The organism is Hyphomonas neptunium ATCC 15444 (assembly GCF_000013025.1).
In the GTDB taxonomy this organism is placed as follows: Bacteria; Pseudomonadota; Alphaproteobacteria; order Caulobacterales; family Hyphomonadaceae; genus Hyphomonas; species Hyphomonas neptunia.
Genome location: NC_008358.1, coordinates 2,642,801 through 2,669,526 on the forward strand (window position 1 = coordinate 2,642,801; position 26,726 = coordinate 2,669,526).

Genomic DNA, 26,726 nt, shown 5'->3' on the forward strand with positions numbered 1-26,726 from the left:
ATTACGGCTGTCCTGATAGACATACGGGATCAAATCTACGAGCTTTTAGTCAATATTTATTGACTTTCTGGGCGCAGCAGTTTCGGATGATGTCGTGAAATGCAAAAACGACAGGGGACCGCAATGCTGACATTTCAAAAAGTGCTGACCGGATTTCAGACGCGGGCAGACGCTCGCGCAGAGCGAACAGACGCGTTCGCCGACGGTATTGCCTGGATCGAAAACGAATTTGTGCCCATCGGAAAGGCGCGGATACCGATACTTGATCAGGGCTTCCTGCATTCGGATCTGACCTATGACGTCCCCGCAGTCTGGAATGGCCGGATCTTCCGTCTCGATGATCACCTGGACCGTCTGGAAGTTAGCTGCGCCAAAATGCGGCTCCCGCTGCCGATCGCCAGGCCAGAGCTCCGCAGGCTGGTGATGGAGCTGGTCTCCAGGAGTGGGCTGCGGGACGCATATGTTGAGATCATCGTGACCCGCGGGTTGAAGTTCCTGCGAGGCGCACAAGCCGAAGACATCATCCCGAACCTGTATCTCATGGCGGTGCCTTACGTCTGGATTCTCCCGCTTGAATACCAGAACCATGGCGCGCCGGCCGTCGTAACGCGAACGGTGCGCCGCACACCCCCGGGGGCCCTGGACCCGACAATCAAGAACCTTCAGTGGGGCGATCTCGTCCGAGGGCTTATGGAAGCAGGTGACCGGGACTCTTTCTTCCCCATTCTTCCCGACGGCGACGGGAACGCCACAGAAGGCGCTGGCTATAATATCGTCCTTGTCAGGAATGGGGAACTTCACACACCCCGTCGCGGGGTGCTGGAAGGCATCACACGCAGGACAGTACTGGAAATAGCGGCCGCGCGCGGCCTGAAAACACATGTTACCGAGATACCCATCCAGGCACTCTATGAATGCGATGAATTGTTCATGTGTTCGACGGCAGGCGGCATAATGCCACTCGTCCTTCTGGATGGGAACATTGTGGGTGATGGAACAGTCGGTCCGGTTACACGGATGATTTGGGAGGCTTACTGGGATCTTCATGATGATCCTCAGCTCAGCGAGCCTGTGACTTACGCGCCCTGAGCGCAGCGCCAGCCGCGCCGGGCGCAGCTCCCCCTGCCCCCCCTACTCCGGATATCCAGATCAGCTGCTCGGATCTTCGCCGCGCGCATCCGTCATCTGGCGGACGATGCGGACCGGCTTGCCGGCGGCGAGGCTCCTGCGATGCTCGTCGCGCAGCTCAATCCGTTCAGGAAGGAACAAACGACAATAAGCGGTGCAGGCATCGACCGCTTCGAGATAAAATTCCTCAGTGATGCGCGCATGCTTGAGATAGGAAATACCCCATACCGCATCGAGAATTTCAATTGTGATGTGGAATTTGGTCTCCGGATCACGGACGAAAGGCATATGAAAGACGGTATCCAGGCGGCGATACATTTCTTTGCCTGCCTGAACGTTATACCGTGTGTCAGCCTGCCGGGTTTCCAAACCCCCAAAACCGCCCAGAAGCAATTTCAAAGCAGCCGGATGTTTATTGTAGAATTGCATGGCCTGTTTTTGATCCCAGGCCATCAGCGACTGCCAGCTTTCAAGGGCTGATGGGTCGATTGGCATGCCAGCAAGCGCTTCAAATGCGCTGAGGTAACGATTGGCAAGTGCGAGAAAGGCCGCCTCCTTGGTCGGGAAAAAATGATACACCGACCCCGGCGGCACGTTCGCCTGCTCGGCGATCTGATACAGACCAATCTCATCAGGACTATGATCGGCGAGAAGAACCTCGACAGCATCTACGAGCGCCGCAAAGCGAAGCACACCGCGTTCGCGGGAAGGTTTGCGAGGACTAAGCTGGCGCTTGGCCGCTGGTCCCACAGATCCGGCCTTCTTCGCCATTTTCCCTCCGTCAACATAGCTGATGGTTTCAACTACCCCGAAGCAAGCCGCCAGCACAACGTCTGCACACCACCTTGCTCAGCTTCGTCAGTTCAAGGCTCCTTAAGTTCCTACGGGCTGACTTGTCGAGGACTGTACCAAAAACTCCCCGATCTGAGTTCACGCACCCTCCAAATGTCACGTCATGATCAGTGGCAGGTCACTCCATAAGCTGCACTTCAACATTCCTACTTGCCGGCGATAACTCCACCGCTTATCCAAGGCGCTATGTCATCAATTGAAAATGTGTTCTTACCCGGCGTCCCGAAAGATTATATTCTAGAGCGTCTCGCCGCATCTCCCGGAAATGAAATAGCGTCAGGCAAATTACTCAGCCCAGCGAGTTCAGCTGCTCTGGCAATAAACTGCATCGGCTGGTTTATCGAACAGGCCAATCTTTTCCCGCCCCTTCCCGGTCTGGAAGGGCTGTTTCCGGCAGAGATCGTTGATGTGGAATTCCAGGCGCGCTTTCCCTGGCGCGGCGGACATCACCCCTGGCTCGATGGCGTCGTGATAACCAAAACCCATTTGATTGGAATTGAGTCAAAGAGGTACGAACCCTTTCGGGACGCCAAGAAAGCGGCCTTCTCGGATGCTTATGAGCGGCCCGTTTGGGAAGGTCTCGAGCCCTATGCCGCCCTGAAGGACGCCTTGCGTTCAAATGAACTGAGATACCAACATCTCGATGCTGTTCAACTGATCAAGCACGCACTCGGATTGTGCACGGAGGCCAAACGCAGGGAATTGCAGCCAGCACTTTTTTATCTGTATGCTGAGCCAGCGCATCTTCTCCATTCTGACAAGGGACGTAGCGCAATTGCCCGACACAGAGCTGAGATTGCAGAATTTTCTGAGCGCGCCTCTTCAGCCCGAATTCAGTTTGCGGCGGCCTCGTACAATGACTGGATCGGGCGCTGGCCTACGGACGACCGGTATCTGGCCGAACACGCCAAAAGTATTTCTTTCGTATTCGAATTATAGAAAAATTCGAATACGCTTCAGTTAAACTGGTGCATCCAATCGGATGCCCTCCGCTCTCTTGTGCGTGCAGGTCATATCTATTCCGCTCAAGGGCTTCGAAGCGTTTTAAAGTAAATTGAATCTCGCTCTCAACCTGATGATCAACGGTCAATTGCCGAGAATCCAAACCGAGACGGCCAGCCCGCGCCAAATCCCACCCGTTTGCGGGGTTTTGGGGGCTGGCTAACGGAACTGTCTCAAAATCTGAAAATGGCTGGCGGTGCTGCGAATCTAACGCGAACACCTCTCTGCTATTCGCGGGTCAGCAGACGCTAAGTCATGAGAAGGTCGCGCCATTCGCGAAGGAAAGCGCCGCGTGGCGATTTAAAGCCTGCGCTCTTTCCATGTTTCCCTGCTAGCAGAAAAGATCGCGCACAGACGAATGAAGACAAGCGAGTTTCTGAAGATTTGGGCTTCACCGGAATTGGGACATCGCCCGCTCGCGTCATTCGGAGTGGCAGGCACGCGTTTTCGGCGCGATTGTCGAGGGGTCAGCCTGTTTCCTGCCGGCATAGGTTTCCGATCAGTTTCATCGCCGCCCGACAGGAAGGGCAGCTGAAGCCTGGCTCAGCGCAATTGGCTGTCCTTGTTGCCGCGTCGATTAATGCTGGAGAATTTCGGCTGCTTTTCGCGTACGGACTGACAGGAGACGCAGGTCCGCGCGCCGATCAGCGCCATTCGGCGAGCCAGCGGGATCGTCTCGCCGCATTCCTCGCATTCTTCGAGTCCAATACCCGACGGCATACGCGCTCGCGCAGCCGCCAGAGCATCCCGCACGCTATCCTCGATCTGATCCTGAACAGAGCCCTCAGGCGCCCATCCACTTGCCATGTTCCGCTTTCCTTATGCCTGTTTGTGGCGAAGACAGACAATATAGGAAAGTGGCGGCGCAGTTTCACGGGCCAAAAGACATTGGAACGGCCTCAGAAATTGCGCCGGTTTCGCATTGGCCGAAGCTTCCCCTTGGCGGTCACACCGCAACTGCCCGGCCAAGCTGAGCCAGCGCGCGAATTGAATGGCTCACCTTATCCGAAGTGACGCGCAGCCCACCGATACCGGAAACGCCGGGCCCACGTGCGGCGCCAATGCTCACGGTAACGTTCGAACGCCCGCATTCCCTGGAGACTACGCAGAAAGTCTGGCGGTGCTGTCAGTCGAATGCGAACCCGTCTCCGCTATTCGCGGGTCAGCAGGTGCTAGACAACGAGAAGTTCGCGCCATTCGCGAAAGGCGGCGTCTCGTAGCGATTTGAAGCCGGCCCTCCTCTTGATGTTTCTCTGATGATTGAAATGATTGTGTACAGACGAATGCATTGAAGCGAATTTTTGAAGACTACGCATTCGCCTGAAGCGCGACATCGCCCGCTCGCGTCTTCGAAAAGGCAAGTGCGAATTCTCGGCGCGATTGTTTAAATGACGGCCTGTTTCCTGGCGTCCCTCGTTTCCAATCACCTTCATCGCTGCGCGGTAGGATGGGCACTTGTCAGTCACCACGACTTCTGGATTTCCATAGCGTTTCATGGCTTTTCTGAGGAATTTCAGCGCTGCAGCCTTGTCCCGCTTCTTGGTGACGTAAGCTTCAAACACCTCCCCTTCGTGGTCAACCGCGCGCCAAAGATAGTGTGTCTCTCCGCGGATCTTCACGAAGACCTCATCCAGGTGCCAGCGCCATTGCTTGACCCGGCGCATTGCCTCTGACCTCCGCTTACGGATCTTATCTGCGAAGTATGTTCCGAAGCGATCGACCCACAAGCGGACACTCTCGTGACACACGTCTATGCCGCGCTCGTGCAGAAGATCTTCGACATTGCGAAGCCAAAGCGGAAATCGGACATACATCAGCACGCCAAGCTGGATGATCTCAGACGAGGTCTTGAAGTAGCGAAATGGTGATATGGCCATTCCCTGAGGCTACATGGCCGAAATCACCTCCTCAAGGCCGATTGCACTGACAATCCACTTGAAATATCGGAACGGCGATTTTGTCATTTTCCGAGACTAGGTACCAGGATCGGCCGCCTTAAGCCCGGTTCCCCTGACAATGCCGGCTCGCACACAAGGCGTCTGAGAATAGTAATATCCAAGATCAGCGTCGACGAGTAGCCGCAATTTACCGTTTAAGCCTCTTCCGATTTGGCTCATCAATTCGCTTGGGACCTCACCGTTAAGAGATAAGCAACTTTGACCGGAGGGAGAACGACACTCAAAACCTCGAAGAGCTAAGCCTTCTATCTCAAGAAAGTAGTTACTCGAGCTGAATGGCAATAAAGAATCAGACTCCAATACTTGGAGTGTCCATACTCCACTGTTCTGAGCTTCAATGTTATTATCGCGTCTGAATTGTGTGAAGGTGCCGTCCTCTGCCAATTCTATTACGTCGAGTTCCAATGCAGAATTGCGCGCAATCCAACATCCAGCCAAAACGCCGACCTCAACTCGACTAGACGAACAAGCAGCGGAACCGATAACTCCTAAAAGTGCCAACATCTTAAGTAACAGCCAAACAATATGTGTCATTCTCATTTCAACGGTTCTGTCCAGCAGTAAGTTTGGCGCATGTTCCCCATCGGCGGGAAGTCAGACCTCTCCCAATTGGGCCCAAGTCCATACGCAAATGATGTGAAACTCGAATTGTTCGTAACGATAAAGTTCAGGTAGTTCCCATTTCGATGAATGTCGACTCCGAAGCTCCCGACAAATTGCTCTGTCAAATCCGCTCCTGCTCGAATATAGCCCTCAGCTCCGAACACGCCCTTAAATCCGATCACGGACGCATCTGCAGGAATGCCTGCTGAGTACTTTTCATAGAAATAGTCCCTTGCTTGATTCGTGCGCCAGGCATCTTTCAGTCGTTCGGAATGAATAGACCCGTGGGAAAAGGTTCTTTCAGATGGGCCTATCCCGGTAAACCATTGACCAGTCATCCCGATTGCTCCAGTTTTTTGGTTTCCGCTAGGAGCACAAGCATATAATTCGTCGGGAATGTTCGAGAGCTGGTTATCCAGCCAGCCGTTGCCATTGTTGTTTCCCAACCACTCGTCCAATTCGAACACCCAGCGATCAAGTGGATTGTTTGGAGGTGCCGTAACTGTAACCGTACCAAGCCTTCTCTCTTGTTCATCATCGGGCTGCAGCCCGAGAGAATCTGTTAGATTGATGGGATCTCCGGAGGCGTAGGCATACAAATTAAGACCACCCGCCAGCCCTATCGGATCGGTTTGTAGGAACCTGCCAAGCACCGGATGATACGCCCGCGCCTTATAGTGATAGATTGACATATCCCCCAGCCACATCTGGCCCGTATATTGGAACCTTCCCAGATTCGATGCGCCGGGCTCTCCAAAATCGCCATACGTATTTCTCTGCAGCACGCCCCCGGAACTACTCGTAATCAGAACAATTGATCCACGTTCATCCGCCACCAGATACCGCCGGGCCGTCTCCGAAACACTTGCTCCTTCATACCAGACCAATGGCTCATCCATCCCTGGGCCGAACACATAGCGACGCAGCACGGTGCCACTTTCGCTATACTCCGCGATGGGGTGAACGCCGTCATAGAGGAACCTGGTGGCTGCCCCACCTGAACTTGCCTGGTAGAGGCGTGAAGCAGGATCAAAAGAAAGGGCTCCACCTCCGGAGCTTCCCGTCAGTCTGTTTGCGACATCGAAGGCATAGGTCGACGCGCCGATCCCTGTCACATTCCCTCTTCCGTCGTGCGCCACGGAGAGACCATCTACTGAGGTCATCTTGTTCTGTCCATCATACGTATATGAGAGAGACGGTGCCTGCTCTGCTAGATAGTCACTATTTGACAGACTTTTAGTGACGATCTGGCCCAATGGATTATAGGCTATGTCTGTCTGCTGATTATACGGCGCGGCTGCGGGGAGCGCAAAGTCCTGATCCGAGACCAGAGAGGCTTCGTTGTAGCCCCAGGATGTGGTGACACCATTTCCAAGTACCTTTGATATCCGGCGACCGAATTGATCATAGTTGTAGGTGGCCAGCGTCGCAGTGTCATTTTCCCTGATAGTCTTCAACGCGCCACGATTGTCATACGCGTACGTGACAAATACCTGATCCGGCCAGGTCAATCTTGTCCGTCGTCCCGCCGGATCATACTGATAACTGACCGTTCCAAACTCGCTCTGCTCGCTCTGCAGTCGGCCAAGCGCGTCCCAACTGTATGTCAGGACCTGCCCATTCGAACTGGCGGATGCTAAGCGGCTCAGATTGTCATAAGTATGGGTTATATCTGCAACGACTCCGGGAGCATCAATCTGCAGAAGACGTGACTGCAGATCATAGCCATAGGATACGTTTTGTCCGTCCCGCATCCGGAAACTGGAGACTAGTGGGGTAGCATTTCCGCCCTCGACAAGATACGTGTACTGCTCATAATCAGTCGTCGAACTGCCGGAACCGGAAAACACAGGGTACCGCACCTTGCGCTGACGGTCGTGCCCATCATACTCATATGTGGTCTGGCGCCCTCGGCCATCCTGGATGGACTGCAGCAAGCCATTGGTTGTAAGTGACCGCTCCACAGAGGTTACGTAAGAAGTTCCAACGCCTTCGTTCACTTTATAGAGCCTGCCGTACACATCATAAACATTCTGGCTAATCCGGTCATCTCCACCCGATGACTGGTTACAAGCAGCCGGAAGGGCGCCATAAGAAGCAGGATTCATACGGATCGCGGTGCAGACAACCTGCTGGTCAGAATTGTAGCTATACTGCGTAATTAGGAGCGCCTCATCGGCAGAGTTCCGTCTGGTGGCCCGGATCGGCCGACCGTAGGCATCAAAGGTGCTCTCTGACTTTATCAACGGGGTAAAAGTACGGGAACCGGTATAGCCGTTTACGCGGCCCGTGATGGATTCGGATATCTGACCTGCGTCATTAAAATTTGTCTCTACGTATCTTTGCTGAAGACTCCCTGTTCCGTCCGGATCTGGAAACGTCGTCCGGATGACTCTGGCCATTTTATCATACTCAATCCCCACACGGTCAGCATTGCCCGGCAAAGGACCGTCGATGAAGGTTGCCCGCCCCCATGAGTCGTGCGTTTTACTGGTCACGGATACGACAGCACTATCCGCCGACCGCTCCGTCACGGACAGAACCCTTAAATTGCTCGGAACGGAAGCACTTCCGACCTCGTATGCGTAGTCGACAACTCTGATGTCGCTGCCCGAGGAGGCTGAACATGCAGCGGTGCTGGTTGTGACACTACATTGGCGCGCCTGAGTGAGGCGCCAGACGGGCGTTGGCGCCTGCGTGCGCGACGTCCCGCTCCCGGTAAGGTACCACGCATATTTCTGCCCGAAAGAATATTCCTGAACAGCCCACCGCCCCGACGCTGACTCTCTGGGAGAGAGAACCCGAACCAAGCCCCCGTGGGAACCATTGTATGTATACGTAGTTACCTGACCGCGCTCGTCGGTGGACGTAGCGGGTTTGGCGCAGTATTTTCGGTTTCCTGTAGTACAAGTAACATAGGAGAAGCTACGAACCATATCCGGCAGTCCGGAACCTGGTTTACTGATCCTGCGAATTTCTGTGACGCGCCCTACGCCATCATAAGAATAAACAACTTTGTTGCCTTCCGGTTGAATGACCTCGTGCAGCAATCCGTTTGTGTCGTAGGAATAAGTGATTTTGATGCCGTTTGTCGCTCCGGCGGCTATTGTCTCCCACTCCAGAAGCTCATCCTCTGAATTAAATCTGGCAATGAGCTTTCTTCCACTCGGATAGGTCAGAGTGGTGCTCGACGCCGTGTAAGCGTATGACCATGTTTGCCCCATCTTCGAAAGAGATGTCACACGCTCGCCGGCGTCGTGGATCATCGAGATCGTGCTACCGTTAGGAAGAGTAAACTCACTTGTATTGACGTCGGGTTCCTCAGAGTTGTCATACGTAAAACTTGCGCCAAGGGACTCCCCTTCAGCATTGCCTTTTCCGGAAGGTGCACCCGTCGTAATTGGCCAAGCGCCAGATGTTACATCAGCGCAGGTTCCAGAAACCAGAGCACAGTATTTATAGGCAAGATTTATCAGGATATCTGCCGAATAACTTACCCTATACTGATAACCTAGGGTACTTTCGATATTGCCTGTTCCAAACCCGTTGCCATAGGAATCGGGATCATAGGTGATTACTTCCCCGTCCGGCTTTGTGACTTTCTTGATATTTGCCAACAACCCATAATAGAGCGTATGCGGAAACCGCACGAACTCTATAACAGTTCCATCCGGCGCAGTATATGTGTAGTCATAGCCCATATCCCCAGGCGCCATCTGCACCCGCGTTAGCGTCGAGACAGTCGGCTTCGTCGGCACCAGATTGGAACCTTCGACATCGAAGTGCTCCTGCCACGCACCATATCTAACGGTCACGGACATATAATTTCCATAGACACCTCCCCCAAGACCGTTGCTCACCTCATCATTGGAGAAGTTTCGTGAGACTGACAGCCCGCCCTCCCCGCCCGGATCGCCGATAACGATCAAGGGCTGTGTCAGCTGAAATGTCCCGCTAGCGAGATCCACTCCATTTTCATCTGTAACAGAAGGCTTTATGGGCCAGTTGGAAGGTTCATCCGTCTGCGCGATAGCCAAACCTCCTCCCCCTCCAAACACAGCAAATCCCGTCGCGATCAAGAGCTTCTGAGCACGCGCCCAGATGGATTTTCGCAATTCTCTGATATCCATCCAGACACCCTCCCTGAAACCTGCGTTGTCGCAATAGTTGAGCCTGGCCAACTTACCCGACCTTGATGCCAATTCTAAAAAAGTTCCCGCTCCTTCACCCTCCAATGGCTCGCTACGGAGATAGCTTGGGTCGTTACCATCCGTCGACAGACTTCTTCCTGACCCCGGATTCGATCCACAGATCGTATTCGCACAGCAGGCTAGGGTGCGACTGAAACGCCGCACGACGACAAATCTCGATTCCAACGTGAACTCACTTTCGCTCAATAAGGTCATGATTTTCACCGGCGGCAGACTCTATGAATTTATGAATATTTCTCAGGCGCACGGGAAAAATTCGTGGATCACCCGCCACGAAGAACGGACTCTGTTCCGATGCACCACGGCTCCTCGCGCCCGCCCAAGCCCATCCAGCACATTCTCTCGGAGCCTCATTCGCAGGCCGCGCCCGCGGCGCCCGCACCGGCTTCCACAGACTGCCGGTTGCCGCTGGGATCGTAGCAATACGCCACCCAGCCAACTGGTAGGCCTCCCAGGTCTGTAGAGGTCTGCACTACCTTTAGCCGGCCTAATGCATCGTAGGCATAGTCAATGTGTGAGACAGAATAAGAATTGTCGACCGTCACGGACACGGTCCCCGCACCGGAGTGCGTGCCATCATTGTCTGTCACGCGATATGTGAAACTGTCGCTTCCGGAGTATGCAGCTTCCGACGTATACGTAATAGTCTGATCGGAATTTAGTAGGGCAGATCCGTTGGCAGGCCCGCTCAGGATTGCCACAGCGACAATGGTCCCATCGCTATCAGAGTCGTTCGCCTTGACGTTGATCTGCACCGGAATTTGCGTGAGAGCCAAAACAGAATCATTTGCTGCAACCGGAGCGGCATTCGGGACAGTTATTGTCGCAACAGCGCTTGCCGTGCCGCCGCGCCCATCGGCTATCGTATAGGTCACCGGATAGGAACCAGGTGATGCTGGCGCCGCAAACCGCAGCTTGTTCGAGACGATCGATGCGTAGGAACTGTTTTCACCCGTGATCGTCAGAGCATCGCCATTTGGATCACTGTCGTTGGAAAGCACGTTCCGATCGACAGTTGTTGACCGTGCCTGAGTGTAGCTGTCATTAACAGCGGTCGGCGCCACATTCGGGACCGTAATTGTCGCAACCGCGCTGGCCGTGCCGCCGCGCCCATCCGATATCGTATAGGTCACCGGGTAAGTTCCGGGCGTCGCCGGGGCGGCGAAACGCAATTTGTTTGAGACCACAGACGCATACGGACTGTTCTCTGAACTTAACGTCAGGGGATCGCCGTTCGGGTCAATATCGTTTGAAAGAACATTGTGGTCGACCGTGGTCGAATGCGCTTGGGTATAGCTGTTGTTGACCGCAACAGGGGGATAATTTGGATCTACGACGGTAATCCGCACACCAACCCGCCCAGAATTTGCAGGGCCGGGATTACTGGTGTGCCGCGCTCGCATGGTGAATGCATAAGTACCGACAACAGCATTCGTGATTACAAGCCGACCCGAACTTGCCGGAGTGTTGGACACGAAGGACGGATAGCCTTGTGTGTACCCTGTCAACCTATAAGCTGTGGGCGCAAGCACAATTGAAAACGAAGAGTCAGGACTCCCTTCCTCACCATACCCATAGTCGCGCAAGTCGAGCACCATGCTCGATCCGGTTTCGATCGTCCTTCTGATAGGAGATTCGGTCCAGGCATAAATCTCCTGCGCGAAGGCAGGAAATGCCAGCATCAGGCCCATGAACATCAGGGCCAATGACCGCCGTAGCTTTGGAGCCCCCTTTCCAGCGCCCGCCATCTGCGACACGAACTCCCCCCCCGCACCCACAACACCCGACAGCGAGCCGCCAGCTACGAACTTCATCGCCATCTCCAGATCAAAACAAGCAAGCGGTTCCCAGATACAGCCCGAGAGTTTTCCAGTTCCAGAAATCGCGCAACCCCGGATTACAAACCAATCTGTGGAATTTCAAAAACCCACCCCCGAGCCACCTCAACTCAGAGGCGCACCCCGAAAACAAATCACCTACAGCGCACTGTTTTATCATTATATTATTCTTCCCAAGACCTCCCTCCTCTTGGAAAACGTCTCACCAAAGTAGATTTAAGGAGTCGCCCCCAGAGCTGTGCAATACGCATAAGCACCCCCCAACGAATCTATCCAGAGGAGCGCACTCATCCGTACTTTTCTGTGAACTGACTAAAATCCGGCGCAGGCCCCGGCAAGTTGCTGCTCGGTGGTTAAGAGGTTTCCGGCATGATGCGCAGATTGCTCCTAGTCGACTGCAGCGCTCCGCGCATGACAAAAATGGCTTGAAAGTGGCCGAAGAACTCTGCCGCCCGTCGACCTTGTCAGCCCGAACAAGCAAGCGTCTCAGATCTTTTTTTTGCGATAATGGCGGGCATCAGAAATGTCAGCTCTCCCAGAATTGGCACGCCCATAGTCGCTCACGCGAAACAGCGGCTGGAATCTGCGCAAAAATTCGCCGAGCAATTTCCTCAACAGTGACGCCGTGGCAAGATGTTAGGGCTGGAAAACTCAGACGCATTCGATGCCCCCCTCCCGTTAGTATCCTGCCGCAACGAAACATTTCCGAGCCATTTGAAAATCCCGCCGCTTTCAAGCGCCCGGATTCACCGCACACGCACGAAACTGTATCCGCCTTGTCTCAGCTGCCCCAATCCCGAATCCGGAAAAGATCCACCAAGTGAGCCCCGACACCCCAGCAGGGCCCTTTGCCGAATTTCCATTCAGAATTGCCAACATCTGCAGCAGAGGTGCTCAGATTGAATTCACGCTCAGGTAATCAAGGGTGTTGCAACAAGAACGGTCAGCCACTGACTTAAATGATGGTGAATACTGTAAATACGGTTACATGTTTTGTGCAGAGGCGATGTTGGCGATCCGTTTCCCACAACGCTGACCCCCAAATTGCGCGATTACTGAGCATCTCTGGTACAGTCAGAAATTCACCTGTGAGTTTATTGCGGACTGCCTTTTCCGAACGTCAGAATCATCTCCTATCCTGAGACTGCAGCATGGCCGGACACATCGTCAGCGTCGGCGGGCGGAGAAGATGTCATGAACCCACGCGCTGTCCGACTGATTGGATTTGCCGCTCTACTGACAGGACTCCCCGCCTGTCAAACTGTGTCAGATCTGTCGAAGCGATTGGATCCCAACCCCAACGCTAATATGATACGAGACGTTCCAGACAAGCGCACCAGCATTGCGGGAGAAAACAACCTTGCGAGCCAGCGTCAGACTGCAGCTGAGGCACAGTCTGAAGAACTTATGTATGGTAGCAGTAGGTTTTTCGATGACGCTCAAACTGCCGACACTCTTGTCCCTGCTGATGACAGTCAGACGCGGGGCGAAAGTTTTGTGTTCCGTAATGCGCCGATAGACGCTGTACTGAATGAAGTGCTGGGCGAGCGTTTTGGCCTCAGCTACTCGATAGATCCGAGTGTAACTGGGAGCATTACGCTTCGCCTGGACGGCATATTGACACCCGATCAGGCCGTCGCAGGGATGGACGCCGCCCTGAGACTTCAGGGTTTCGAAATTGTCGAATCGGGCGGCAATTTTGTTATCGCTCGTGTGGGTCAGTTTCAGGGATCAGTTTCAAAACCCGTGTTTCTTCAGCCTAATGACGTTCTACCACCCGGAACTTCGCTGGCGGTGCTTCAAATAAGATATGCGAGTGTTTCAGAAGTTACGGCGATTGCCAAATCGATGCTTGCTGAGGACCTCATCCGCTACGGCGATGATGCCCGAGGTTTTGTGGTATTGTCTGGGGATCCTGAGCAAGTTTCCGCCGGTGTCCAACTTCTCAAGTCCCTCGACGTTAACTGGCTCTCATCCGTTTCAACGGCGTTGATCCCTGTGGTTAATGCCAGTCCGGAGGAGATTGCTTCGGATCTTGAGCCAATTCTCTCTCGTCTGGGCGGCGTATCGGTCGTCCCGCTTGAACGCCTTCAGACTTTGATGGTGATTTCGCGTCAGCGTGAGAGTCTTGACCAGGCCCGCGAATGGATCGCCCGGCTTGACAAGGGTGCGCGTCCACAACTTATGCGGGACGTACTCGTCTATGAGGCTCGCTATGTGAACGCCGAGGATCTGGTTGCGCTCACGGAGGGTGGCTCTGCGTCCTCCTCGGGCTTCACGACTAGCGCCTTCAATGAACCGCGAAAGACATCCGGGCGTCGCGAAGTGACTGACCGCCCCTCCGAGACAGCTGCCCTGCCTGGGGACACTTTTTCCGAGCCTGGAACCTCTCTGTTTGAAAGCCTGTCCATCCGGGTCGACCCGGGCCGCAATGCGGTCGTTGCGCGCGGCGCATCCGTTGAACTGGAATCGCTTTCCGAGCTGTTATCTCTTCTCGATAAGCCCAAACGTCAGGTCCTCATCGAAGCGACGATCGTGGAAGTCAGCCTGACGGACGGCACATCCCTTGGTGTTCAGTGGGATCTGGTACAGGATCGGCTGTCCGCCACGTTCACCGATACCGGCAGCGGCGATCTGACCTCACTCTTTCCTGGCGTTTCAGTCTCCTACATCAACACCGATATCGCCGCCGTAATAAATGCGCTGGCGGCGACCAGTGACGTGGAAATTGTCTCGTCCCCCCGCATGCTGGTTCTGAACAATGAAACCGCCCGGCTTCAGGTTGGCGACCAGGTGCCGATCATCACCCAGAGCGCCGTCAGCGTTTCCGACCCAGGCGCCCCGGTCGTGAATTCCACGACGTATCGCGACACAGGCGTCATTCTGACGGTGACACCGCGCATACGCGCCGGGGGCATGGTTGAAGTCGACATATCTCAGGAAGTCAGCGGCGTCTCGGAGACCACAACCTCCTCGATCGACTCTCCGACAATCTCTCAGCGCAGCATTCAGAGTGTGCTGGCGGTACCCGACGGGTCCACCGCCGTCCTCGGCGGATTGATGAGTTCAACGCGGTCCTATTCGCGGACGGGGATTCCCATCCTCAAGGATACGCCCGTTCTCGGCGCAGCGTTCCGGTCGACGAACCAGTCTGAGCGGCGCACCGAGCTTATCGTCCTGATCGAACCGACGGTGGTTGTTTCCGAAGAACCGTCCTCGGATATTCCCGCCCTTCTGAGAGCCGCGCTCGTTCGCGCAAGGGGAGCGCCCGCAACATGACGCGGAGTGATGAGGGATATGCCACTATTCTTGTGATGGGGTTGATGGGAAGTCTTTCAATCATCGCGATGGCCTGGCTGAACCTGGCTTCCGCAGAAGGCCGCAAGGCGCTGGCGTTGAGCGAGCAGATTGCGACCGATTATGCGATAGAAGGCGCTTTCCATACGGCTCTGGCAGACGTCATAAATCACCGCGCCGGGGTTGGGGAGCGACGTGCCGCGTTCAGAAGCGATGGCAAAGACGGGTACGTTAGCATCTCGGTTGCTCCGCTCACGGATCACATAGATATCAACCGCACTCCGCTCGAAGATATCAAGACCCGCATCAGCGAAGTGGTTTCCCAAAAGGATCTGGCAGCGGAAATCACCCAATACATTCAGCATCACAAGGACACGTCCGAAGTACCGATCGGCCGTATTGATGATCTGGGATCTGGTGTTACATTTGAAAAGGCTCTTCCCTGCCTGCGCGAGGCGTTGACCGTTTTTCACAATGCGGCGCCGCCCTCGCGGCTTAACAATGACAACGACCTGCGAGATGGAACGCTGATCCGTATCCGTGTCGCCACAGATGGCGATTCTTCGAGGCGCGGTGTCGAAGGCACCGTTCTCCTGACAGGGAACCGTTCAGAACCCGCCTGGATCATGGACTGGCGGCGCATCTCGGACTCAGAGGCAGAGGAGTGCCCAAGTGACAGCTGAATGCCAGAACAGATGCCGTAAGCACGAACAAGGGTTTACGCTGACCGAACTGCTGGTCGTGATGGTCATCCTGAGCCTTCTGGCAGCGGCCATCACGCCGCAGGTCATGGGGCGGCTCGACAAGTCAAAGGTGCGCGCCGCAAAACTTCAAATCGATACGCTGGCCGCCTCGCTCGACCTCTTCAAAATCGACACCGGGCGCTATCCGACGGCGCAAGAAGGACTGACGGCCCTTATCGAGCAGCCGGCCGCCCTCGAGGCATGGGACGGCCCCTATGTCCGGTCCGGGACGTCGTTGACTGATCCCTGGGAGCGGGAGTTTGTCTATGATGCCGGGTCGGCGTCTTCCTTTAAACTGGTGTCCTATGGGGCGGACGGGAAGGAAGGCGGGTCAAAGCATGACAGTGATATCATCTGGCCAGACTACAAGCTGAAGGATAATTAGGGCAGTACGCAATGGATTCCGGCTCCCTCCACATCGCTCCCGAACCGGAGGCAGAAGCGGCTGCCATCGACTGGCTGATCCGGGAAGGCGTCCTCGCGGAAGCTGACATCGCGCATGCGGAAACGCTAAAACAAGGGTCCTCCCGGGACCTGCTCATCATCTTGAACCAGATTGGCGTCCTCGGCGATGACGCACTGGCCGAAGCCTATCACAGGGTCACCGGGCTCGGTATCTCCGACGGTCCATTCGTTCCGCCCCCTGATCTTACCCAATCACTGAATCCTGAATTTCTCCGGGATACGCAGGCGCTGTTGCTCGGGCCGGATGGCCCACTGGCGGTCGTTAATCCGCTGGATGAGCGCCTCCGGCGCGGCATCGAGTTTGCCCTGGGCGTGCTGCCGGACCTTACCATCATCCGGGCCGGTGACTGGGCGAGAGCTTTTGGCCGCTTCTATCCGAGCGAACCCCTCCTGATTTCCAGCTCAGGGGGTGAAGAGGACGCTTTCGCCGTGGAAATCGCTGACCAGGAACGCGATGCGCCGATCGTGCGGCAGGTGGCCGCCTGGCTCGGAGAAGCGGCCGACCTCGGTGCATCCGATGTCCATTTCGATGCCCGGCGCAATTCCCTGGACGTGCGCTACCGGATCGACGGCGTTCTGCAAGCGGCCGCGCGCGAGCCAAAAGCTGTGTCTGCGTCTGTCGTCTCCCGTATCAAGGTTATCGCCGACCTTGATCTCGGTGAGCGCAACCGGTCCCAGGACGGACGATCCACGATCGTTGTGCGCGGACGCAGGCTGGATGTCCGGGTGTCGATCATTCCGACAATAGACGGGGAGAGCGCCGTTGTGCGCCTGCTCGACCGGCCCGAGAAGCTTCTTTCACTCGAAGGACTCGGATTTTCCGGGGAGATTGCAACAGCCCTTGAAGCAGTCTGCAACCGGCGTCACGGGATGTTCGTTGTCGCCGGCCCGACGGGTAGTGGTAAGACCACCACGCTCTATTCCTGTCTCGAGAAGCTGAAAGGCCGCGGCCTCAAGATTCTGTCCGTTGAAGATCCGGTCGAATATCATTTCGATCATGTCAGCCAGGTCCAGATCTCTGAAAAGGCCGGCCGGAATTTTGCCGGCGCCCTGCGCTCATTCCTGCGTCATGATCCGGACGTGATCCTCGTGGGCGAAATCCGCGACAGTGAAACAGCGCAGGTTGCCGTGCAGGCGTCGCTATCGGGGCATCTTGTTCTGGCCACCCTGCATGCGATCGATACGGCCCGGGTCCGCACCCGCCTCATCGACATGGGCGTCGAGCCGTTTAAGCTTGATGCCTGTCTCGTCGCATCCATGGCCCAGCGCCTGGTCAGGCTGCTCTGCCCGGACTGCCGGATGCCTGTACCGGTAACCGAAAACGAGGCCCGCCTGTTCGAGACCCATGGACTTGCCGTGCCGGAGTCCATCTGCCGAGAGAAGGGTTGCCCCGCCTGCCGGATGGAGGGGTACAAAGGCCGCACGGCGCTGGCCGAGTTCGCCCAAAATGGCGCTGCGCCCGATCGCGGCCAGACGCTAATGGCGCAGGGTCTGCAGCTGGTCATCCGTGGAGAGACCAGTTTGGCAGAAATAGCGGGTCTGAGCGAAGCATGACGCAGTTCCGCTACATTTCTGTCGGCCCAGACGGGACCCGGAAGTCTGGCCGGCTGGACGCGCCCGGCGAGGCCGATGCGCGCCGACTCATTTCGGCAAATGGGGATCTGCTTGTTGATCTGCAGGACGTCTCAAAGCGAACCTGGTTTCGCCTGGAGCGCCGGACAGACGTTCCGCCGGCTGCCGCGGCGGAATTTGCCCTCGAATTGTCAGGGCTCCTCAGGGCGGGCGCGCCCATGCGTAGGGCGCTCGATATCCAGTCGGGCGGCGCGGGGCCGACCGCGAAGCTTGCCGGCGCGGTTCTCGCTCATGTCGAGAATGGTGGCTCGCTCTCCGAGGGGCTCCGTCAGGCCGGGGGCAGCGCAGTGATGCTTGCCGAGTTTGCTGCTGCGGGCGAAGCTGGCGCGGGCCTTGACACATTGATGGAAAGTGGCGGCCGGTTCCTGAAGGCCCGTATCGAGGCCATCAGCCGTATCCGGAACGCGCTCGCCTACCCGCTCTTCATCGCGCTTCTGGGGCTCGTCGCTGTGAGCGTGATCACGATCTATGTGGCCCCCGCGCTCGCGCCCACGCTGAAAGGAACCGGACAGGGCGGGTTCGTTATCTGGCTCGCCGGCCTCGGCGCCTGGACGCAGGCGCATATCTCCTGGCTGGCGGCAGGCTTGGCCACCTGTGTGCTCGTCACATCCCTGATTCTGGGACGTGCGTCGGTGAGGCGGCGCCTCGCCGCGGGTCTCTGGTCCCTGCCCATCCTCGGCCCTATCGCACGCGACCTGGACGTTGGCCAGTCCTGCGACGTTCTCTCCGCGCTTCTGGCGGCCGGGCGGCCGCTGGAAAGTGCGCTACGCTTTGCGGCAGCGGTCTCCGGACCGCACCTGGCGAGCGTCTATGACACGATCGGTCAGAACATTCGGGACGGTCAGGTCGCAGGCGCAGCCTTTGCTGCAGCGGCCGGATTGCCCCCTGAAGTCAGGCGTCTTGCTCTGCTCGGCGAAAAGTCGAGCGCGTTCGCCAGCGCCATGCGTCAGGCCGGGCAGATCTGTCATGACCGGGCCCTGCGCCGGATCGACCGGTTCGCCGCCCTCGTCGGCCCGGTCCTGGTAATCGGCATGGGCGCCGCCATCGCGCTTCTGATGCTCAGTATTCTGGGCACGCTTTCGGGCATCGGAGACAGCGTACTATGAGACAGGATCGCGGATTTGCCATGGCCGACGCGCTGATCGCGCTTCTGCTGACCTCGCTCTTTCTGAGCGGATTGCTGTCTGTGAATGCAACCACGCTCCGAACTGCCGTGTCCGGAGAAACACGGTTGACGGCTGCTCTGATTGCCCGCGCGGTCATCGAGGATCCTTCCATGCGCGAAGATGCTGGCAAGGTGGAGGTCGCCGGACGCACCTATACTTGGCAGCGCGATCGGCAAGATCTGCCACCGGATATGAAGGACCGCGCCTTGCTGACCACAATCAGCGTCGCGGTTCACTGGCAAGGCCGGTCGGGCGATCTTGTCTACCGGCTAGAGACCGCAAGAGTGAAAGGACGCGCCCATGAAGGATGAAGGGTTTTCGGTTGCCGAAGTCATGGCCGCGCTGATCGTGCTGTCGCTGGCAGCCCTGTTCCTCGGTGAATCCGTCAGTCAGATGATGGCGGGTTGGTCGCGAACCGGCGAGCGCCTGTCGCGTGCCGGGGCGCTCTCAGAGCTGCTGGCAGATATCGATGCCGGCGAGCGAAAGCTAAAACAGGATGCTGCGCCGCTCGGCGAAGGGCCGGTTCTCAAGATCGATGACGGCCCGCCCCTTGAGCTGACAGCACCTCGCATCGACCGGGGCGCATCCTGCGTGTTTGATCTGATCGGGAGACGCTGCCGATGAGTGCCATTCCTGTCATCTGGCCGAATGGCGACGCACTGGACCAGATCATCGGGTGGGGGCTGAATCGTCTAACACGGAATGGCCGACGCAAAAGCACTGACACCGTGATGTCCATCACAGAGTTTCTGGCAGCGAGCGCCCGCCCTTCCGCCCACGTCACCGTGTGGCTGTCGCGGCGCGAAGCGTTCGTTCAGACCTTCAATGGGCGGTCGGCCTCAGCGGGCGATCTCCGGAAGATTGTTGCCAACGAAGCGGGCCGGCTCAGCCCCGCGCGGAATGCCGACATGGTCATGCTCGCCCGCGTGTCCTCGTCTGACAGGGGCCGGGTGGATCTTGTCCATGTCCGGACCACTGACCTGGATGCCATCGAATCAAAGGCACGCAAGCTCGGGATTGCGTCGGTCAGCCTGAGCCCTGAGGACACACCGGACCTAACCTTTCCCTCACCCGCCACGCTGAGCCAGACACATCGGGAACGACGGCTCTGGACGATTGCCCTGCTCGCTCTGATCGGCAGTCTGACGCTGGCGCTTGCCGGACTGGGACACGGGTTATCTGAAGCGGCCAAGCTGGCTGAAACACGTGAAGCCGCGCTCAGGTCCGAATTGCTGCAACGCCGGGAGGCTGAGCGGGAAATCGGGGCGCTTGGCGCTCTGGCTGCCTTGAAGCCGGAGGCGCGCACGCCGCCAGCCCGTCTTGAGATGCTGGCTCGGCTGAATGAACACACGCCCCAGACAGCCTGGTGGACAGGTATGGATATGACGGGCACGGAGATCCGCCTGACCGGTCTCAGTGACAACGCCGCCGCGGTTCTGACCGCGCTGACCTCCGCGTTCCCCGATCAAACCGTCCGGTTCGAAGAAACAGTCGCGGATACGCCCGAGGGCAAGCAGAAATTTGTCATTCTCATTACGGAGCCCGGCTCATGATCGGCAGGCTTCAGCCTCTGTTCGGCCGCGTTGGGGGATGGCTGGTACTTGCGGGTCTCGTAGCCACCGTCTGGCTCCTTCTCTCTCCGCGTGTGTCACATGTTCTTTTGCAGTGGGACCGTTTCAATGGGGCCGAGCTTCTCGCCCTGTCACATGCGGAGAAGCTCGGGCGCCCGGCGCCACCCGATATTTATGCCGGATACAAGGCATTCATTGTGCCCGTCGGGCCCGATGCTGACAGAGCGCGTCTCGCCGGCCTCATTCAGTCCGCGGTGATCGAGCGCGTCCGGGCTAGTCAGGCACGGCTAGTGGACCTTCGGGAGACCGGAGCGAGCGTTGCGATTGAAGGTCTCAGTGCCATCGCATGGCATCTGGAAGTGGAGGGTGATATCGAAGCCGTGCTGGAGGTGATGCGATCTCTGGAAGACCTGCCTCAGCCGGTCCTGATCGACAGCCTTGATCTCCAGACTGCCGGAAGCGCAGGAGAGCCAGACCGGAATATGCGCATGACTCTTAAGCTGACGCTCTGGACGGGGAATCCCGAATGAATCGCGCCTGGCCCCTCACACCGCTCCTGCTGATAGCAATATCCGTTCTGATCGCTGGCGCGGGCAACCTCATGTACGTCCGACCGGTCATCGCGCCCGCTGCTCTGCCGGTTGTCTCCAGCAATTCTAGCCAGCCACACCAGCCTGCTGACGAGACCCCGCTCCTTATTATTGTACCACGCGGAGACAGCGGCGAATCTATGCGCAATGTCCTGGCGAGATCACCATTCTCCCCCGCGCGCGCGGCATTCAGCCGGTATGCACCGTCGGAGCCAGTCCCGGCTGAACCTCAGTATAACCCCGAATTTGTCGGATTGCTGGGAAAGGGCGACACGGTGCGGGCCATGATCACCTGGAACCCTGGCGAGCCGGCGCAGGTCCACGCGATTGGCGATCCGACCCCGTGGGGAGAACTCGTATCAGCCAGCAGCAATGAACTTCTTTTCGAAGGCCCTGCAGGGGAGAAGTTACTGAAGCTGTTTTAACGCACCGTCAGGCGCCGCACTCTGTTTGACAGCGATGATGCGCAGCCCTGTGACCTGCGCATCATCGCTCCCAACAATTGCCCACGCTGCGGCAAGCAGCAGTCAGCACGCCACCAACCGGGCTAAGCTTTGAGCTATTTTGCTTCTTCTGGGCCATGACTTGAACGTCCTTTTACATATGCGTAAGGAGGCTCTGAAATACGTCTGACTTCCTGCAATTTCCCCGAAGAGCGGAAGGGGCTGGCCCATTGATTTCCGACCTTTGCGATCTCCCGCGTTTCGCTATTGACGATTGCATCTGAGCAACCAGACCGTGACGGCGCACAAACCCGCACAATCCGCCATGGTGAGCGCAAGCTGCCGTCTTCATTGATGATAACTTCTCCCCTCGGTGTGAGAGCTGCTTCTTTCGATATTTGATCTGCGTCCTGAGCATTTGAGTCTAGGACTGCGATACCTAACAGTAGGCCCGCCAGGAAAAGTAGCTTCATGTCCAGCCTCTGCTCTCAGTCTGCGTAGAAATAAACATCGATCCTGGCGCTGTCTGTAGCGCCAGATGAATCGGCAATTGTGTAATTAACAGACTGGTGACCAGATCCGATTGCACCCGAATACCTAAGCGTCTTACCGCCAGACGGTGATGTAAGTATGTAAAAATTTGAGTTTCCGCTGATACTATCCAGAAAAATGACATCACCCGCATCTGGGTCGTAATCATTCTGCCTCCACCCATAAATTTCTCCGTAGAAGTGGGTATTGCCTGGATTGTCCAGCATAAAATAGAGGATATCATTATTGGCAACGGGCGGACTATTCGCCTGAGGCGAGACGGCCACTGTTACGGTCCCGGTTCCAGCAGCCCCCTCGTGATCTGCGACGACATATGTGAAAGTCGCCGCCCCCGAAAACCCATTAGCAGGCGTGTAGGTAATACTTGGGCCCGCCGGGTTGAACGACGTCGAACCGCTTGATGGGGTCGAAACCGAAACAAGCGTTTTATCATCGCCTTCGCGATCATAGTCGTTGGAGAGGGGATTGAAAGTGACCGGCGTATTGTATGCGGTGGTCACACTATCGGCAACAGCAACTGGTCCTTGGTTCAGGATCGTGACGGTTACTCTCGCCGTAGCGGTCGCATTCTGAGGATTCCGAATGGTATAATCAAATGTTGCCAATCCAATCGAACCAATCGGTGGCGCGTAGGTGATTCCCGTACCGCCACCGGTAATTATGGCAGAACCAACCGGCGGCCCGTCAACCGAAACTATCGTCAGCGCGCCGCCTTGTGGATCGCTGTCATTGATGCGGGGATCGAACGATTTTGACGTGTTCGAATTGGTTGAGATCGCGTCATTGACCGCAATAGGCGATTGAATCGATACAACAGAAGTCCGGTTGCCGGCAGCATCGTAGACATATTTGGTGGAGGCGCCAGCCGGATAGTCGGCGCCCGTCAATCTACCGAGCGCGTCGTAAGTGTAGGTGACCGTTTGCGCCGCAGCGACTTCAGCAACGGCCGAAAGTGAAATCGAAGCGTACAGCATTCGAAATGCTAAAATATTCCGCACACTTGTCCTCATCCCGCCCCGCCCATCACGCCATTTTTCCCTGCATCCCACCTAATAAGCGGTACACGTCCTGAACCTCGTGACAATCTCAAAAACGCGAGGATATTATCTGCGCACCTACAATCCCTTGTGAAACCTGCTTTATAAAATTTCCATGACACAGAGCGATTTCATCTTGCCAAACCGCGTCTACGCATCGTCGGAGTTGTTCACGATAACTCGAAAACGGAGCAAATTTGCATTTGCGATTCAATAGATCCGTATTTCTGTATACGGCCATGTGATTGGCATTCAATTTTCTCGAACAACTTGATCAGCGATAAGTTGGGACCAGAAAGGTACGCAATCGGGACGAGGCCTGCCGGCGCTCCTAATAGTTTCGAAACGGACGAATTCGGAGCTTTGTTCTGTTCCTTCGCGCGAGCGATTGCGCACCCTCCCGTCATGACCAAGAACGCGATGAACTTCACCAGTATATCTCTCCACCATAGAGATCCTTGATCACTCAACGACGCAGACAAATCCACGTTGGCGGCAACTTTGAACGCAAACATGATGGAATTCGATAGATTCGAGAAACTCGCAAAGTCCAAGTTCACCGGAACCAGTACGAGCAAGCAAGACACTGTCAAGCTCAGCACAACGGACACTGGCAATGAAGCGACGCTGGAAAAATAAACCAAGGCAAACCAGATAGCGATCGTGAAGCCTGTCGCGCGCCACCCCAGGAACGCGCCGAGAAATAGTGCGTATACGATAACAATTAAGGTCGTGAAATAGACGATCACTTTTTTTATGTCGCGCCTCAATCAATCGCATGAGCCAGTCTTACGGTACTGTCGATTGGCTCTTTCTGATAGCGAACGCCCATACGGCCCCCAAATGCTATTGATAGTCCCGCGGAACATGCCGGAATCCCGCCCATTTGCTTGAAGCGCGCCCACGCCCTCACCGAAGTGGCTGATGCCAAATGTAGCATATTCGACCGCACGCATATATTTCAAAGGACCGTTTCGCCGTAAGCGTCCGACCTGACTGACCTTGCAGCCTCTCCTGATCCATTGACGCTGGTGTGTTCGATTGAGGGCGATGGTGTCCACGATCGATAGTGGACAGACCGGGTCTATCGATGTCGGGCAAGCGGATGGGTCGTTTCTGGGACTGCGCGGAGAAGATCCAGATAATTGCCTACAACCTAGTGCCCATTGCGAGGGATGCTCGCAGGCGTATTCTATCACCAGCCAAACCGTTCACTCACGCACCTCAGGCGAGTAATGATGTCTCTGCTTTTGTCTGCCATAGGGCCAATCTCTCAAAGAACGGCCCCTGGAAAACCCAGCTCGGTTCAAACCCCTCAAGTCCGAGAATGGGAAAAATTATACAAAAAATGGGTGATGGATCGATATAAAACATTCACTTGTTAGTTTAACAGCCACCTTGCAAAATGGTCGCACAACTGGAATGGCGAGCAGATAAGTGGTCCGGTTGTTGATACTAAGCGCTGCATTTTTTTGACAGATTTTTTGTCTGTATAGGAATCATTACTCCAAGTAGGATTTGACCGAAAGTGGCGATGCGCTTGGGGGTCGGGAGGTCGCAAAAGTTGGGAGCGTCCAGTCTACGCAGTTGAAATCGACCGGAAAGGTCGCAGAGATGCGCAGCCGGTTTGTTGGCCAGTCGCCCGGAAGACTGGGACTTCGACCACCTAGCATTTCATCCACGCCCCCTCAAACTAAAAGCCTGCGGATATCCGTCGGCGGGTCGCGTTACCTGTGATCGCTTAGTTGATTGTCCGTATCCGCAACAAGTATGGCTGGAGCAAAGTATCATGCAGTTGGTTCGATCTCTCCTGATCGGTATTGGCATTCTCGTTCTCGGGGTTTCCGCGCCTCACGCATTTGCGCAGGATGTCGATGCATCGGACGTTCTTCAAGATGTTCCTCTGGACGTGAGCCTAGTTGATAAAAACAGGATAAGTATTCTTTACGGCACGCATCAGGGCCAGTCCCACACGGTGACGATTGGAGGCGATGGAGGCGGGTTATCCTATAGCACTCACATCTCGGGCAGAAAGTGGCGAAGCAACGTGGAGGGGGACGTCGATGTTCGGCGTGACGACGAATTGTTCGATGAAGACATTTTGGTCAATTATGGCGGGGGCCAGCAACGTTTCAATGTTTTGAACAGCGGAGTAATTGAGGAAACTGAAGATCTCGGGGCTACGCTCGCATATGATGGTCCCAATGACAGTTATAAACATATTGATGCAGGCGGAACGGAGTATACGTTTTCAGACCCTAATTTGCCGAGCAATCATTATCCACTCAAGCTAATCGAAAAACCCAACGGTGAAAGGCTGCAGTATGAGTATGCTTGTCTGCTGATCGTCTCCGGAGGGGGGTGCAAGACAAAACTGATATCCGTTACCAGCAACCTCGGTTACCAGCTCAGATTATCATATATTTCTGGAGACGGTATTCCCTATGCAAGCTATCCCTTTCTGGGAAGTCCGCCATATCTGTCATCCGTCACAGCGATAAATCTCGCTGTAGATTACTGCTCGCCACTCGCTGTTGACTGCCCGATTTTTTCGCGACAGTGGCCCACGCTGGAATTCGCCTATGGAATCGTGGCGAACAAGGCGAGGATCACTGTCTCTGATCCTGATGGCGCGACGACGACATATGAAGGTCTTCACACTCTGGAGCGCATTCTGAAACCAGGAAGAAGCAGCGCGTCTTTGACTTACGTGAATATGACCGGTCCGGGAACGGTCAACTCGGATGTATCTTCATACAATGACGGTGCTCATGCCTGGAGCTATGGTATCAGCAACATCTCGTCCGGCGAATACAAGATGTCTGCTGGCATCCCCTCTGGTGGAACCCGAAGCTATGTGTTGCGTCGATTGGCGCTGGATTCCTGGGAGAGGCATGGAGACACTCGGCGAGCCCATTATCACAGACTGAAATCCGTGACCGATGAAACGGGGCGCACCACGCAGTATGGCTGGGAGAACAAGATCAACCACAGACTTGAGTATGTCGTTTTTCCAGAAAGCAATCGGATCGACTACATCTATGACAATCGGGGAAATCTCATTCAATCCGTACAGAAATCGAAACCGGGTTCCGGGCTCGCAGATGTCTCAACTGTGACGGGGTACAGCCCCACGTGCACAAACAGAGTCACATGCAATCAGCCTCAATACCATATCGACGCCAACGAAAACCGAACGGATTACGCTTATGACCCTATTCACGGCGGCGTGACATCGATTACACGGCCAGCAGTGAACGGCGTAAGACCGCAGGTTAGATTTGAATATCTTCAGCGGTTCGCCTGGTTCAAAAATTCTTCAGGCAGCTATGTACAGTCATCCCATCCTATATGGGTGCTCAGTGGCACTCGTTTTTGCAAGAGCACATCATCCTCCGGAGGGGTATGTGCAGGCGGAACGACTGATGAGGTGCATACGACGTATGACTACGGATCGGCCGGTGGTCCCAATAATCTGAATGTGCGCGGCGTCCTAGTCGAAAACAACGGCCTCTCTGTGAGAACCTGTTTCGGATACGATGCGGTAGGGCGAATGATCAGCGAGACAAAACCTCGCGCGGGATTGCTTAGCTGCCCGTAAGCCCACGTCCTAGTCAGAATTTTTTGAAACAGAGAAA

21 protein-coding genes are annotated in these 26,726 nt (G+C 55.9%); 14 read left to right on the forward strand and 7 right to left on the reverse strand.

The features are described from left to right. The first annotated feature begins 123 nt into the window (after positions 1-123). On the forward strand, positions 124-1,089 hold the full coding sequence (locus tag HNE_RS12385) for an aminotransferase class IV (RefSeq protein WP_011647499.1): 966 nt from the start codon (positions 124-126) through the stop codon (positions 1,087-1,089). Between the two features lie 60 nt (positions 1,090-1,149). Here the strand turns inward: HNE_RS12385 and HNE_RS12390 are convergent, their stop codons facing one another. Then, on the reverse strand, positions 1,150-1,899 hold the full coding sequence (locus tag HNE_RS12390; RefSeq protein WP_011647500.1) for a TetR/AcrR family transcriptional regulator: 750 nt from the start codon (positions 1,897-1,899) through the stop codon (positions 1,150-1,152). Positions 1,900-2,166: 267 nt separating this feature from the next. Between HNE_RS12390 and HNE_RS12395 the strand changes: the two genes are divergently transcribed. After that, on the forward strand, positions 2,167-2,919 hold the full coding sequence (locus HNE_RS12395; RefSeq protein ID WP_011647501.1) for a PGN_0703 family putative restriction endonuclease: 753 nt from the start codon (positions 2,167-2,169) through the stop codon (positions 2,917-2,919). A gap of 606 nt (positions 2,920-3,525) precedes the next feature. Here the strand turns inward: HNE_RS12395 and HNE_RS12400 are convergent. The 3 genes from HNE_RS12400 to HNE_RS19170 all read right to left on the reverse strand — a co-directional run bounded on the left by HNE_RS12400 (position 3,526) and on the right by HNE_RS19170 (position 6,706). Then, positions 3,526-3,789, reverse strand: a complete 264-nt coding sequence (locus HNE_RS12400; protein ID WP_011647502.1) for a DksA/TraR family C4-type zinc finger protein — start codon at positions 3,787-3,789, stop codon at positions 3,526-3,528. Between the two features lie 365 nt (positions 3,790-4,154). Then, a complete protein-coding gene (locus HNE_RS12405; RefSeq protein WP_011647503.1) occupies positions 4,155-4,859 on the reverse strand; it encodes an IS6 family transposase in 705 nt (234 codons plus the stop codon). A gap of 617 nt (positions 4,860-5,476) precedes the next feature. After that, the gene (locus HNE_RS19170; protein WP_407637719.1) at positions 5,477-6,706 is read right to left on the reverse strand and encodes an RHS repeat-associated core domain-containing protein; all 1,230 of its coding nucleotides are present in this window, start codon (positions 6,704-6,706) and stop codon (positions 5,477-5,479) included. Between the two features lie 237 nt (positions 6,707-6,943). Between HNE_RS19170 and HNE_RS19175 the strand changes: the two genes are divergently transcribed. Continuing rightward, positions 6,944-7,183 (forward strand): hypothetical protein, encoded by a 240-nt coding sequence (locus HNE_RS19175; RefSeq protein WP_407637691.1) that lies wholly within the window; start codon positions 6,944-6,946, stop codon positions 7,181-7,183. Positions 7,184-10,104: 2,921 nt separating this feature from the next. Here the strand turns inward: HNE_RS19175 and HNE_RS12415 are convergent. Further along, positions 10,105-11,568, reverse strand: coding sequence for an Ig-like domain-containing protein (locus tag HNE_RS12415; RefSeq protein ID WP_160162623.1), 1,464 nt, complete (start codon positions 11,566-11,568; stop codon positions 10,105-10,107). 1,218 nt (positions 11,569-12,786) lie between these two features. On the opposite strand from HNE_RS12415, the gene HNE_RS12420 reads away from it, so the two are divergent. Genes HNE_RS12420 through HNE_RS12465 form a run of 10 tightly spaced genes read left to right on the forward strand, consistent with a single transcriptional unit; the run spans position 12,787 to position 21,481 of the window. After that, positions 12,787-14,871 carry a secretin N-terminal domain-containing protein gene (locus HNE_RS12420; RefSeq protein WP_011647506.1) on the forward strand — a complete coding sequence of 695 codons (2,085 nt, stop codon included), beginning with the start codon at positions 12,787-12,789 and terminating at the stop codon, positions 14,869-14,871. Continuing rightward, entirely contained in the window at positions 14,868-15,572 is a 705-nt protein-coding gene (locus HNE_RS12425) for a hypothetical protein (RefSeq protein ID WP_011647507.1), read from the forward strand. The genes HNE_RS12420 and HNE_RS12425 overlap by 4 nt, the downstream gene beginning before the upstream one ends. Continuing rightward, a complete protein-coding gene (gene gspG / locus HNE_RS12430; RefSeq protein WP_011647508.1) occupies positions 15,562-16,017 on the forward strand; it encodes a type II secretion system major pseudopilin GspG in 456 nt (151 codons plus the stop codon). Before HNE_RS12425 ends, gspG begins: the two co-directional genes overlap by 11 nt. An 11-nt stretch (positions 16,018-16,028) precedes the next feature. After that, entirely contained in the window at positions 16,029-17,651 is a 1,623-nt protein-coding gene (locus tag HNE_RS12435) for a GspE/PulE family protein (protein WP_011647509.1), read from the forward strand. Then, positions 17,648-18,835 carry a type II secretion system F family protein gene (locus HNE_RS12440; RefSeq protein ID WP_011647510.1) on the forward strand — a complete coding sequence of 396 codons (1,188 nt, stop codon included), beginning with the start codon at positions 17,648-17,650 and terminating at the stop codon, positions 18,833-18,835. Before HNE_RS12435 ends, HNE_RS12440 begins: the two co-directional genes overlap by 4 nt. Positions 18,836-18,855: 20 nt before the next feature. After that, entirely contained in the window at positions 18,856-19,206 is a 351-nt protein-coding gene (locus HNE_RS12445) for a hypothetical protein (protein ID WP_233351910.1), read from the forward strand. Next, on the forward strand, positions 19,196-19,519 hold the full coding sequence (locus HNE_RS12450) for a hypothetical protein (protein ID WP_011647512.1): 324 nt from the start codon (positions 19,196-19,198) through the stop codon (positions 19,517-19,519). Before HNE_RS12445 ends, HNE_RS12450 begins: the two co-directional genes overlap by 11 nt. Further along, positions 19,516-20,448 carry a pilN family protein gene (locus HNE_RS12455; protein ID WP_011647513.1) on the forward strand — a complete coding sequence of 311 codons (933 nt, stop codon included), beginning with the start codon at positions 19,516-19,518 and terminating at the stop codon, positions 20,446-20,448. The genes HNE_RS12450 and HNE_RS12455 overlap by 4 nt, the downstream gene beginning before the upstream one ends. After that, complete coding sequence (locus HNE_RS12460) at positions 20,445-20,996, forward strand: GspMb/PilO family protein (RefSeq protein WP_011647514.1); 552 nt, start codon at positions 20,445-20,447, stop codon at positions 20,994-20,996. The genes HNE_RS12455 and HNE_RS12460 overlap by 4 nt, the downstream gene beginning before the upstream one ends. Continuing rightward, complete coding sequence (locus HNE_RS12465; protein WP_011647515.1) at positions 20,993-21,481, forward strand: hypothetical protein; 489 nt, start codon at positions 20,993-20,995, stop codon at positions 21,479-21,481. Before HNE_RS12460 ends, HNE_RS12465 begins: the two co-directional genes overlap by 4 nt. Positions 21,482-21,987: 506 nt before the next feature. Here the strand turns inward: HNE_RS12465 and HNE_RS12470 are convergent. Both HNE_RS12470 and HNE_RS18965 read right to left on the reverse strand, forming a co-directional pair. Continuing rightward, on the reverse strand, positions 21,988-23,025 hold the full coding sequence (locus HNE_RS12470; protein ID WP_035591006.1) for an Ig-like domain-containing protein: 1,038 nt from the start codon (positions 23,023-23,025) through the stop codon (positions 21,988-21,990). Between the two features lie 233 nt (positions 23,026-23,258). Then, a complete protein-coding gene (locus HNE_RS18965) occupies positions 23,259-23,837 on the reverse strand; it encodes a hypothetical protein (RefSeq protein ID WP_148205886.1) in 579 nt (192 codons plus the stop codon). A 1,040-nt stretch (positions 23,838-24,877) separates the two neighbouring features. Between HNE_RS18965 and HNE_RS18595 the strand changes: the two genes are divergently transcribed. Next, positions 24,878-26,689: a hypothetical protein gene (locus HNE_RS18595; RefSeq protein ID WP_148205887.1), complete on the forward strand. Its 1,812-nt coding sequence runs from the start codon at positions 24,878-24,880 to the stop codon at positions 26,687-26,689. The last annotated feature ends 37 nt before the right edge of the window (positions 26,690-26,726 follow it).